At 40.8% G+C, this 11,981-nt stretch carries 9 protein-coding genes; 8 read left to right on the top strand and 1 reads right to left on the bottom strand.

The window, feature by feature from the left end; translation table 11 throughout:
- The first annotated feature begins 258 nt into the window (after window positions 1–258).
- Window positions 259–2,640: a glycoside hydrolase family 31 protein gene (locus tag J7E32_RS21615; protein ID WP_214911632.1), complete on the top strand. Its 2,382-nt coding sequence runs from the start codon at window positions 259–261 to the stop codon at window positions 2,638–2,640.
- Between the two features lie 146 nt (window positions 2,641–2,786).
- Here J7E32_RS21615 and cypC read toward each other — a convergent pair whose 3' ends face one another.
- Window positions 2,787–4,043 carry a CYP152 family fatty-acid peroxygenase CypC gene (cypC, locus tag J7E32_RS21610; RefSeq protein WP_214911631.1) on the bottom strand — a complete coding sequence of 419 codons (1,257 nt, stop codon included), beginning with the start codon at window positions 4,041–4,043 and terminating at the stop codon, window positions 2,787–2,789.
- A gap of 317 nt (window positions 4,044–4,360) precedes the next feature.
- Between cypC and J7E32_RS21605 the strand changes: the two genes are divergently transcribed.
- The 7 genes from J7E32_RS21605 to J7E32_RS21575 all read left to right on the top strand — a co-directional run bounded on the left by J7E32_RS21605 (window position 4,361) and on the right by J7E32_RS21575 (window position 11,847).
- Window positions 4,361–4,666 carry a PTS sugar transporter subunit IIA gene (locus J7E32_RS21605; RefSeq protein ID WP_214911633.1) on the top strand — a complete coding sequence of 102 codons (306 nt, stop codon included), beginning with the start codon at window positions 4,361–4,363 and terminating at the stop codon, window positions 4,664–4,666.
- Between the two features lie 108 nt (window positions 4,667–4,774).
- Window positions 4,775–6,214 (top strand): glycoside hydrolase family 1 protein, encoded by a 1,440-nt coding sequence (locus tag J7E32_RS21600; protein ID WP_214911630.1) that lies wholly within the window; start codon window positions 4,775–4,777, stop codon window positions 6,212–6,214.
- Window positions 6,215–6,448: 234 nt separating this feature from the next.
- Window positions 6,449–6,769 carry a PTS cellobiose transporter subunit IIB gene (locus J7E32_RS21595; RefSeq protein WP_214911629.1) on the top strand — a complete coding sequence of 107 codons (321 nt, stop codon included), beginning with the start codon at window positions 6,449–6,451 and terminating at the stop codon, window positions 6,767–6,769.
- 43 nt (window positions 6,770–6,812) lie between these two features.
- Window positions 6,813–7,316: a hypothetical protein gene (locus J7E32_RS21590; protein WP_214911628.1), complete on the top strand. Its 504-nt coding sequence runs from the start codon at window positions 6,813–6,815 to the stop codon at window positions 7,314–7,316.
- A 189-nt stretch (window positions 7,317–7,505) separates the two neighbouring features.
- Complete coding sequence (celB, locus tag J7E32_RS21585; RefSeq protein WP_214911627.1) at window positions 7,506–8,861, top strand: PTS cellobiose transporter subunit IIC; 1,356 nt, start codon at window positions 7,506–7,508, stop codon at window positions 8,859–8,861.
- Between the two features lie 288 nt (window positions 8,862–9,149).
- On the top strand, window positions 9,150–11,063 hold the full coding sequence (locus J7E32_RS21580) for a BglG family transcription antiterminator (RefSeq protein ID WP_286183686.1): 1,914 nt from the start codon (window positions 9,150–9,152) through the stop codon (window positions 11,061–11,063).
- Window positions 11,064–11,241: 178 nt separating this feature from the next.
- Window positions 11,242–11,847, top strand: a complete 606-nt coding sequence (locus J7E32_RS21575; RefSeq protein ID WP_214911625.1) for a hypothetical protein — start codon at window positions 11,242–11,244, stop codon at window positions 11,845–11,847.
- Window positions 11,848–11,981 lie beyond the last annotated feature (134 nt).

Genomic DNA, 11,981 nt, shown 5'->3' with positions numbered 1-11,981 from the left:
GGAGCGATTTCGTTCTTCTCGTGTCGCATGAGGTGGTAAGAATTGATCACTGTATATTGAAAAAAGGGAAGCAAAATACTGCTTCCCTTACACTTTGTTCAGAGAGACAAGTTGATGGGGACTTTATTCTGAATCGGGTCAGAAGAGTTGTCCTCATATCCGAAAAATGTTTCGTTACACAGAGAGCATGGCCTTCTGTACAATGTTAGTAGGGAAAACAAAACTGAGTGGTACACCACAAGTCTGGAGGACAGATCTATGCAAGATACTAGCTTTGCGATTCAGCCAGGAATGAAGAGTAAGACCAAAGGTACAGCTTTTCGCAGTGTGGGAGCGGTTGTTTCTAGTAAGCTGGAAAGCAACAACCTTAATTTGCGTTGTGAAAATGGTTATGTAACGGTTCGTTTTTATCGCGATGATATTGTGCGGGTTGTCATGAATCCTAAAGAACAGCCGTCATTGCATTCGAGCTTTGCGGTCGTAAAAGAACCTGAAGATGTTGAGGTTTCTTTTACCGAGAGTGAGGATGAAATCAGGCTTTCAAGTGGGAAGTTTACGATAGCAATTAATAAAAGTCCGATAAGGATTGTGATGCTGGATGCACAAGGGCGGACAATCGTCCGCGATCATGAGTCATCGATGGGATTCAATGCGAACAAAGAGGTTATTTGTTTCAAAGAGATGCATCCTGATGACCATTTCTATGGGTTTGGGGAGAAAACGAGCTTCCTGGACAAGCGTGGAGAAAAGATGACGATGTGGAACACGGATGTGTATGCTCCACATAATCCTGAGATTGATGCGCTGTATCAGTCGATTCCTTACTTTATGGGTATTCGCAATGGAATGGCGTATGGGCTGTTTTTTGACAATACTTTCAAGAGCGTTTTTGACATGAAGACATCGAACGATACCTATTCTTTTTGGGCGGAAGGCGGGCAGCTGGACTATTATCTTTTTGCAGGTCCGAAGCCAAAGGATGTGGTGGAGCAGTATACGGAAATCACCGGAAGGATGCCGCTACCTCCAAAGTGGGCTCTTGGCTACCATCAATCTCGTTATAGCTATGAGTCAGAGCAGGAAGTGAGGGAGCTTGTGAAGGAGTTTCAGGAGAGGGACATTCCGCTTGATGCCATCTACTTGGACATTCATTATATGTATGGGTATCGGGTGTTTACCTTTGATGAAGAGAGGTTCCCGAATCCGGAGAAATTGATTGAGGACTTGAAGCAGGAAGGAATCCATGTGATTCCGATTGTCGATCCTGGTGTGAAGGAGGACCCGGAGTATTCTATTTACCAGGAGGGTGTGAACGGGAATTACTTTTGCCAATATCTTGAGGGGAATCTTTACTTCGGTGATGTCTGGCCTGGCAAGAGTACTTTTCCTGATTTTACGAGTGAGGATGTGCGTAAATGGTGGGGGGAGAAGCATGATTTCTATTCCAAGATGGGGATTGAAGGCATCTGGAATGATATGAACGAGCCGGCCGTTTTTAATGAAACGAAAACGATGGATTTGAAGGTCATGCATAAGAATGATGGCAATCCTAAGACTCATCGGGAACTGCATAATCTTTATGGCCTGCTGATGGGTGAGGCGACCTATGAGGGAATGAAAGCGCAGTTGGATGGCAGACGGCCATTTTTACTGACGAGGGCTGGTTTTGCTGGAGTGCAGCGGTACAGTACCGTTTGGACCGGGGATAACCGCAGCTTTTGGGAACACTTGCAGATGTCGCTTCCAATGTGCATGAATCTTGGGATGTCAGGCGTTCCGTTCTGCGGTCCTGATGTCGGCGGCTTCGCGCATGATACAACAGGGCAGCTGCTGACACGCTGGACGCAGGCTGGCATGTTCACTCCGTATTTCCGGAATCATAGTGTGCTCGAATCGATCCGCCAGGAACCATGGTCATTCGGCGAGGAGTATGAAAAAATCATCAGGAAGTACATACAAGAAAGGTATGTGTGGCTGCCTTATTTGTACACATTATTCCGTGAGGCCAGCCTGACTGGAGTTCCGGTCATGCGCCCGTTGGTGTTTCAATATCCAGAAGACAAACATACCTTTAACCTTTCCGATCAATTCATGATTGGTTCAGATGTGATTGTCGCGCCGATCATGAAGCCCGACACCTATCACAGGGTTGTTTATTTGCCTGAGGGCAGCTGGGTGAACTATTGGACTGACGAAAAACTGGAGGGGTGCAAGCATCATCTAGTTGAGGCAGACATGGCGACGATGCCGATTTTTGTGAAAGAAGGCGCTACGCTTGTTCATGGTTCTGTGAAAAATACGACGGAGCAGAAAGAATCGGAAATCAAGGTTCATTTATATCCTTCAGAAAACGGATTGAGTTCGTTCGTCTATTATGAAGACGATGGAAAAACCTTCGACTATCATGAGGGGAATTATCTTGAATTGAAGATCAGCGGAAAAAAAGCAGCAGACTCCCTGGAAATTTCGATGGATGTTTTACACAAACAGTATGACCCTGAATGGGAGCAGTTGAGTTTTATGGTACATGGAGCTGATCAAGATTTGAAAGTGCACATGAATGGAGTTTTTCAAGAGGCAGAGTTTGATCCAGAGTCTGCAGTGATTAAATTTTCGGTTGAGAAGAGTGCCTTATTATAGTTGGAGCGGGAGCATGGGGACGTACCCTGTGCTTCTCTTTTATATCAGGGATGTGGAAGAAAGAATCATTATGTGAAATTATGAGAAGGCAGGACCGTCCCGCTTTCTCCCACTTTGCCCCATGTCTTCCTCTGTCTCAAAGCAAATTATATTCTTTTCACGTCTGCCAGCTTCATTTTACTCTCAGGCAGACTTGGAATATCGTTCATGCTGTAGCTTAAGTCCTGTTTCGGGACAGTATAGCTTAAGTGATTGACTAAGTAATCAACTGCCACTCTGAGAAGATCGAGTGTCATCCATTCTCCGGCACAGCGATGGCCAATGTCATATTCACCCCCGCCTTGAGGGATGAAATCAAACGGACTGCCGGACCATGAGAGAAAACGGTCAGGAGAAAATATCTCCGGCTGCTCCCATACCTCCGGATGATGATTGGTACCGTATAAATCCAGGAGCGTAAGGGTGTCTTTTTTAAACGTATAGCCCTTCCATTCGAAGTCTTGCTTCACTCGAGCAGCTGCAAAAGGAAAAAACGGATAAAACCGCCGCACTTCCTGGATGAAGCGCTGTTGTTCTTCCTTGCCTCCAGTTTTCACTTTCGCGGCTTCCTCTGGGTATTCATAAACAGCCAGGGCAGTGAAGTCTACATAGACAGCGATTGCGACGATTGGACGCAGTAAATTCAAAAGTTCGACCGCCACAATAGAGGAATCCAGTAATTCTCCATTTGGATTTGTATGAAAAGAAAACTGATAAAGAGCTCGCTGTTCACTCGGATGAATCTCTTTGGCACGGACCTTCTTCACTAATGCTTCGAGCCATTCTTCTGCTTTTGAGCGGGAGCGACGTGCCTGCCAATGCTTCCAGCCAATACTTGCCGCGCCTTCAAACATGTCACTGAGCTCGTCTGTCCACTCCTCTAACTCATCATTTTGAAGCGGTACTCCCGTCCACTCGAAGGCTGTTTCCGTCAGCATTTTTTTCACTTCATGATAAAGGATGATTTCATCTTCTGCTTCCCAACCCTTGCTATAACGGTCCCACTTTTCTGCAAAAATTGCCTGAACTTCATTAAGGGACTCTTTCGACATCAAGGACATGAACATCGCTTTTCTGTTCAGGTGGCGCTCGCCGTCCAGACCTTGTACGCCACCTTCACCAAATAAAGTTTTTTGCGCGAGTTTAGGAGCTGCATTTTCCCGTTTGAACCGGTCGTTGTCATAAAAAATCTCCGCCGCTTCTTTTCCGATCAGACAAATGCCGGTTTCCCCTAAAAGGTTTGTTTCAAAAACTGGAGTGCCGTACTTATCACTCCGGTTCATTATGTATTGATAGCCTTCCCTGAGCAGATGGAAGTTTTCAATCAATCCTGTCTCACTCGGCATTTCTTTATGTTCTGTCATTTTTCTTCCCCCTTTATTTTAAATTCACCTTTTATATTTACCACTTCTTGAAGCAGCCAAACAGGTCTCCGCTCCATGGGGACAATGCACTTTTTTTAAGTGGATTTTATCGCCGTATAAGTGTCTATTTTTTGGACGTAATGTTTTCCGTTGTGTTAAGGAAAGATCTTGGGTTAAGAAGAAAACGTTTTCGTATTATTATATGGTTAAGCAGTTGAGATTAAGAAGAGGCAAGGGTTAATGGGTGTTTCATAATGTTGGCACTGAATTAATCGGGCTTTCCTCAGATAGATAAATTTAAATTAAGGATGATCATGATGAATCTAGAAGAAGTCAGTTTTCAAATTATTTTAAATGGCGGGAATGCCCGAAGTTTAGCAATGGAAGCGATTAATATCGCAAAAATGGGAGAGTTTGAGCAGGCTGAACAAAAAATTGAAGAAGCGAATGAAGAAATGGTAAAAGCCCATCGCTTTCAAACACAACTTATTCAAGGGGAAGCCAGAGGAGAAACTGTAGAAATTCGCTTATTGCTGATCCACGCACAGGACCATCTAATGAATGCGATTACTGTTATTGATCTAGCTAAAGAATTAATTGACCTCCATAAAAAAATTAAATAACTGAACAACTTGTCGCGCTAGGGTTTTCCGATTCATTAAGAGGAAACAGAGTGCCTGGCAACCAAATCAATAGATCCAAGTGGTCTAAAAAAAGGAGAGGTTTGCTGAATGATACATGAAAATCTTAAACCATTCCCAGAAAACTTTCTATGGGGTGCGGCTTCTGCAGCTTATCAAGTTGAAGGTGCATGGAATGTCGACGGAAAAGGATTATCCAATTGGGACAAATTTGTACGTATTCCAGGTAAAACATTCAAGGGGACAAATGGTGATGTAGCAGTGGATCATTACCATCGCTACAAAGAAGATATTGCTTTAATGGCTGAAATGGGCATGAAGACATATCGCTTCTCTGTAGCATGGACGCGTATTTTTCCAAATGGAAAAGGTGAAGTGAATCAAAAAGGGCTTGAGTTTTATAGTGACTTGATTGATGAGTTGATTAAGCATAATATTGAGCCGATTTTAACCATCTATCATTGGGATCTGCCACAGGCGCTCCAGGACGAGTACGGTGGCTGGGAATCACGGCAGATTGTAGAGGATTTCAAGAACTATAGTATTACATTATTCAAAGCGTATGGAGATCGAGTGAAATATTGGGTTTCTTTAAATGAACAAAATATTTTCACAAGACTCGGCTATCAGACAGCAATGCATCCGCCTGGGGTCAAAGATGATAAGTTATTTTATCAAGTGAACCACCATGCCAATTTAGCAAATGCCATCGCGATCAAAGAGTTTCGTAAATACGTTCCAGATGGAAAAATTGGTCCAAGCTTTGCGTATTCCCCAGCTTATGCGGCAACATCAAAGCCTGAGGATATCCTTGCTTCGGAAAATGCAGAGGAATTCACCAATCATTGGTGGATGGATGTCTATGCATGGGGAGAATATCCAAAAGCAACATGGAATCACCTGGAGCGTAAAGGGATTGCACCAAAAGTTGAAGAAGGCGATCTTGCTCTTTTAAAAGAAGGAAAGCCTGATTTCATGGGAGTGAATTATTACCAGTCAACTACCTATGAGAAAAACCCATTAGATGGGGTTACCATGGAAGGTACATTCAACACAACAGGTAAAAAGGGAACAATGCAGGATACAGGAATCCAAGGGCTCTTTAAAACGGTTGCGAATGAAAACCTTGAAAGGACCAATTGGGATTGGAGTATTGACCCGACTGGTTTACGCATTGGGCTGCGAAGAATAACGAATCGCTATAGCTTGCCTATCTTAATAAGTGAAAACGGTCTTGGTGAATACGACACTGTAGAAGAAGACGGTACGATTAATGACGATTACCGGATTGAATATATCCAGACGCATTTAAAGGCAGTCCAGGAAGCCATAACGGATGGCGTGGAAATGATCGGCTATTGCGTATGGTCATTTACGGATCTGCTCAGTTGGTTAAATGGATACCAGAAGCGTTACGGATTTGTCTATATTAACCAGCATGAAGAGGGTGAACACGACCTTCGCCGTATGAAAAAGAAAAGCTTTTACTGGTACAAAGAAGTGATTGAAAGCAATGGAAACAATCTTTAAATATCAGGAATGAACAAAAAGCGCAAGCGCCTCGTTCAGCCCCGACAAGCGCTGGAGAGCCGCCCAATGAAGTCGTTCTTTGACTTCAATGGGCGGATCGAAGCGACTCGAGGGGCTAGGCGCTGGAGCTGGATTAAGAAAACCCGTATAGTTATCCACATTGAAGTTATTTTATAATTTCCTATTAAACAAGAAACGCAATCTAATAATCTTACATTACTGGAGGAATTCAACATGAAAAAAGCGTTAATCATTTGTGCAGCTGGTATGTCATCTTCTTTGATGGCGAAAAAGACAACGGAATTTTTGAAATCAAAAGGCCACGAAATCGAAATCGATGCGATTTCTGCTCATGAAGCTGGAAAGGCAGTTGAAAAGGGTGGCTTTGATTTATTCTTGATCAGCCCGCAAACAAAGATGCATTATGCAAAATTCAAGGAAGCTGGTGACCGCGCAGGGAAACCTGTTGAGAATATCCCGCCGCAAGCATACGTACCTATTCCAATGGGCATTGAAAAATTAGCGAACTTAATCTTGGAAAAAGTTGAGAATTAATTTTTAAAAAAATGAAGCGGGATAAATGAGGGGAGGGTTCTTTATGGCTCACGATGAAAGGGCACAAGTAGAAAAGCACAGAAAAGAACTGAGTCTTAAATCGATGTACTTTAATCGTTATTTGCTTGTAAGATATGTGACCGCATTATTCTTTTTCACCAATATATACTGGCTGATTTCATTGTTAATGAGTGATTCTTCACTATATTTTATCCCGCTGGCATTACTCATCATATTATTGATCGGTACGGCAGAACAAGTGAAGCTTTATAGCCATCATCTCAATAATACGAAATATACGAGATATAGTTTTATTGCCTTGCTCTTTGCAAGTGGAATCTTAATATTGATGACGTTCTTCTCTTCGTCCTTCGCTCAGTTATATCCTTTTTTAGTAGCTCAGGATAAATCAAAAATCGTTGTGTTGTCTGTTTTGCTTTTAGGAGTACTGCTAAACCTTTTGGTTCTTAATCGTTTAAACCAAATTAGACATAATGAGGACAAGCATTACAAACGAATAAAGAAATATGAAGAAGTGATTAATTAAGGTTTACTAAATCGGATTGAATGACCTAGTTTCTTCATCAAATTTAAGCTTAGTATGAGAATAGAGCTTGCACACTTAAAAACGAACTGCAAAATGGCTTTATAGCACGTTAAAATCGGCTTTAAGATTTACAACAATTTTTACGAGAAAACAGCCTTAATTAATTAACAATGGAAAAGAGGGACTTCTATGTCTTCTGAGAACAAGATATTTGCTTTGTTTGAAAAGTATTTAATGGGCCCGATGGGGAAGATTGCCTCTTACCGCTTTGTACGGGCCGTAATGGCTGCCGGGATGGCTTCTATTCCATTTACAATCGTAGGGTCAATGTTCCTGGTATTGAATGTATTGCCGCTGACTTTTACATTTTTAGAGGGCATTTTCAACGAAACTTTCTTTAGAATCAGTGATCTGTATATGTTAGCCTTTAAAGCAACGATGGGGATTTTAGCACTATATTTTACCCTTGTGATTGGTTATGAATATACGAAGATGTTTGCTGAAGAAGAAGACTTGAATCTAAACCCTTTAAATGGTGCTTTACTATCCATGTTTGCTTTCTTTATCACGATTCCCGAATTGGTTTTAGACCAGGGAAGGATGTCGTTGGTCCAACAGATTGACGATAGCAGGAAAGTGATTAGTGGATGGGAAATGGTTGATAGTGGTGTAGGCCGTCTAGGAACGACGGGAATATTCGCAGGAATTCTCATCGCTGTTATCGCAGTACATGTATATAAGATGTGTGTGGAACGAAATTGGGTTATCAAAATGCCAGAAGCAGTGCCAGAAGGTGTATCACGATCCTTCACAGCATTGATCCCAGCATTTTTGGTTGCGATTGTCATCATGATCATCAATGGAATTTTAGTTGCATTAGGCACAGATTTGTTCAAAGTAGTAGCGATTCCATTTAGCTTCGTTGTTAACTTAACAAATAGCTGGTTAGGCATCATGGTTATTTACTTCTTGATCCATGCGCTTTGGATTGTAGGCATCCATGGAGCCAATATTATTTCAGCTTTCCTGACACCGATCGTTCTTTCAAATATGCAAGCCAATATGGAAGGCGCAAATATTCCATTCGCAGGCGAGTTCCAGAACTCATTTGTCATTATCGGTGGTTCAGGTGCGACGTTAGGCATGGTTATTTTTATAGCATTCTTGGCTAAATCACAACAATTGAAAATTTTAGGCAAGGCATCTCTTGCTCCTGGGATTTTTAACATCAATGAACCGATCCTATTCGGACTGCCAGTCGTTTATAATCCATACTTGGCTATCCCATTTTTCGTGGCACCTATGGCTTCAGGAACAATCGCTTATTGGGCGATTAAGCTTGAAATCATCAAACCTATCATTGCACAAGTACCTTGGCCATCTCCAATCGGTTTAGGCGCTTTTATCGGGACAGCTGGGGATTTGTTGGCAGTAGTTGTCGCACTGATTAGCAGCGTTGTCGCATTTTTGATCTGGCTTCCGTTTATTAAATTGTATGATAAAAAGTTAGTTGAGCAGGAAAACGGCGGAGAAGCGATCATTTAATTTAAATGTATAGACTATTAAATGAAAGAAGACGGTTAGCGACAAGCTTAACCGTCTTTTTGCTAACTATGGTCTCCATTTCAAAAGGTGGGGACTATTTGCGTTAACTCTTATATCATTAGTCAAACCTTGTATTGATAACGCTTACCTTGTTAAATTGGAATCTGAATCTGGGTTTATGGCTTCGGTTGAAATTTTTTGAAGCAATTCGATTCTGTTACTATATAGGTAGAATGCACATCTTAGAATTGTAAATACGACTTAAAGGGAAGTTGATAAATATTGACTATGCTATCAAAACGTCAAATGGATATTTTGGTCCTCCTTTCGAAATCAAGAGAACCAGTTACCGCAGGGTGGATGGAAAAGGAATTAGGCGTCAGCGATCGGACCATCCGGAATGAAATTAAACTCATGCAACAGAATGCTGAATCGAAAGGTTTTTTTATTGAATCGATTAGAGGAAGTGGTTATGTACTGAAAATAGTTGATCCTGAGATTTTTTCAAATACGCTTAACCGGATTTCTGCTGAAGAGAGTCAGTTAGCAGGGGATTTCGCTGATCAAGATGCCAGAGTCCTCTATATTTTAAGGCGGTTATTACTTGAGAAGGATTATATTAAGCTTGAAAGCTATACAGATGAAATGTTCGTTTCTATGTCAACTTTACAAAATGATTTAAAGAATGTGAAGGAAATACTCAGTAAATATAACTTAAAATTAATGAACCGTCCTCACTATGGCTCAAGAGTTGAGGGCGACGAATATATGAAACGATTATGTTTATCCAACTGTTTATTAAGCCGAGACCAAGAGGTCATTCTAAATGAGAGCTCATCACATCTCATCGATCAAAAATTATTTATAAAGATTAAAGAAATCATCATTGAAAAAGTTAATAAATATAAAATTGAAATATCCGATATTTCTTTAGAAAATTTAGCGACGCACATTGCCATTGCTTGTAAAAGAATTGAAGAAGGTTTTGTTCTCGAAAAGTTGATTGATGTCTTAGACGATGAATACCCATTTGAAAAAATTGTTGCCGGTGAAATTGTTAAAAATGTGGAGGATTTTACCGGATTGGCTTTTCCTGATGCAGAAATCGAGTATATCATCGTCCATTTACGAGGAACCAAACTTTTACACAAGAAAAAGCTAATGGAATATAGTGAGTTTGATGAAGCTGGAACCATTATAAAATGTATGCTGGAAAGGCTGAAGTCTGAATTGGATTGGGACTTTTCCCACGATCGTGAGTTTATTCAAGCTTTAACCTTGCATATCCGCCCAGCGATGAATCGTTTACGGTACAGGATGAATATTCGTAATCCATTATTGAGTGATATAAAGAAAAAATATCCAGCTGCATTTGAAGGAGCCATTATTGCCAGCAAATGTATCGAAGACTATTTACAAACAGAAGTGGTCGAACATGAAATTGCCTACATCGCCCTTCACATTGGGGTCGCCCTTGAACGAATGAAGTCGGAAAAGAAGGAAATCAAAAAAGTGCTGATTGTCTGTGCGTCTGGCGTAGGAAGTGCCAGGTTGCTTTACTATCGATTACAAAATTTATTTGATCAAGAACTGGAAATTGTAGATACCATCAGTTATTACAATTTATCATCCTATGATTTATCGATCATTGATTTAATCATCAGTACAATCCCGATTAAAGAAGACCTGGGGATACCAGTCCAAGTCGTTAATACATTTTTGGAAGATCAGGACGTTGACTCTATAAGAAATTATTTGTCTATGGCTCATAATGGATTGTCGGCTTATTTACATCCATCAAGAATTTTCCTTCAGCAGGATTTACACGACAAAGAAAGCACGATTCGGTTTTTATGTGATGTGTTAGTTAAACAAAAACTCGTGCCGGAGGATTATGTCAATCTTGTCATAGAAAGGGAAAATATTGCACCAACTAGTTATGGGAATCTGGTGGCGGTTCCTCACCCGATGGTTCCGGTAACAAAAGAGACTTCCTGGACAATTTGTACATTAAAACGGCCCATCCAGTGGAATGAACAACAAATGGTTCAGTTTGTTTGCTTGTTGAATATTAAAGAAAGCAACCAGGCTGATTTGGATTTTATGTTTCAGAAGTTAATCTCAATCATTGAAGACAAATCCATTGTCCAGAAAATCATTAAAAGTAAAACAGTGGATGAGTTAATAGAGTTTTTGAAATAACCAGGAGCAAGGGGACGTACCTTTTGCTCCCTTTTTGTGGTTGGTTTTTGGAAGCAAAAGGTCAGTCCACTGCTTCTCGGAAACTTGAAATCAGTTTCCTGTTTACCGATATAAATGCAGACACGCTCGTTCATTGTATGGTGAGGGTATATTTTATTTATGGAAGAGGTTGTAAGCCATGTTCTGGTTCTTTATCGCAATATTTTTTGCCAATTTATTATTAGGTTTGATGCAAGCGGAAGTATGGTTAGTTATTGTGGTTAATCTTGTTTTGCTTTCAGTCTCTATGTGGAAGAGTATTTATCCGGTTCTTTTTGAGAAGGATCCGGATAAGATCATGACCTTTTTGAAAAAATCGAAGCAAGCGCAATTTCAATTTTATTATTATTTTTTCAATGATGAGTTGGAAGAAGCGGAGAACAGGCTGCATAAAATTAAATCTCCTTTTTATCAACAGTTGAATCATGTGAACCTACTTGTCAAAAGGAAGCAGTATGATGAAGCGGATGAGATGGCCAGAGGGTTAAAGGATAATATGTATAAATGGTATTCTCTTGCTGGGATTGCGATTGAGCAGGGGAATCGTGAATCGTATAGAAATTATAAGGAAAAAGTGAAGAATCCGTTTTATCGAAGGCTATTGGAATTGGAAGAAATGGTTCATGATGGGAAGAAGGAAATGGTGCTCGCTGAATTGGAAAAGATGATCCCGAAGCTAAGAGGATTAAAGCTGCTTAGCGTCATTCAGTATAAACAAGATTTATTAAGAAGGCATGAGGATTGATTCTTCAACGTACATGGGAAGCATGGGGAGGTACCCTGTGCTTCCTTTTTGCGTGCGGAAAATGAGAAGGACCAGGAAGTAATAAGTTAAAATATGTAAATTTGTGAGACGGCAGAAGAACGAAATCGCTCCGC

This window comes from Bacillus sp. ISL-55, from assembly GCF_018613155.1.
In the GTDB taxonomy this organism is placed as follows: Bacteria; Bacillota; Bacilli; order Bacillales; family Cytobacillaceae; genus Mesobacillus.
This window is presented reverse-complemented; position numbering and strand designations above follow the sequence as displayed.

Bases quoted from the DNA above. Each gene is read 5' to 3' on its own strand.
- J7E32_RS21615 (WP_214911632.1), top strand. From the start codon at position 259: ATGCAAGATACTAGCTTTGCGATTCAGCCAGGAATGAAGAGTAAGACC.
- cypC (WP_214911631.1), bottom strand. From the start codon at position 4,043: ATGACAGAACATAAAGAAATGCCGAGTGAGACAGGATTGATTGAAAAC.
- J7E32_RS21605 (WP_214911633.1), top strand. From the start codon at position 4,361: ATGAATCTAGAAGAAGTCAGTTTTCAAATTATTTTAAATGGCGGGAAT.
- J7E32_RS21600 (WP_214911630.1), top strand. From the start codon at position 4,775: ATGATACATGAAAATCTTAAACCATTCCCAGAAAACTTTCTATGGGGT.
- J7E32_RS21595 (WP_214911629.1), top strand. From the start codon at position 6,449: ATGAAAAAAGCGTTAATCATTTGTGCAGCTGGTATGTCATCTTCTTTG.
- J7E32_RS21590 (WP_214911628.1), top strand. From the start codon at position 6,813: ATGGCTCACGATGAAAGGGCACAAGTAGAAAAGCACAGAAAAGAACTG.
- celB (WP_214911627.1), top strand. From the start codon at position 7,506: ATGTCTTCTGAGAACAAGATATTTGCTTTGTTTGAAAAGTATTTAATG.
- J7E32_RS21580 (WP_286183686.1), top strand. From the start codon at position 9,150: ATGCTATCAAAACGTCAAATGGATATTTTGGTCCTCCTTTCGAAATCA.
- J7E32_RS21575 (WP_214911625.1), top strand. From the start codon at position 11,242: ATGTTCTGGTTCTTTATCGCAATATTTTTTGCCAATTTATTATTAGGT.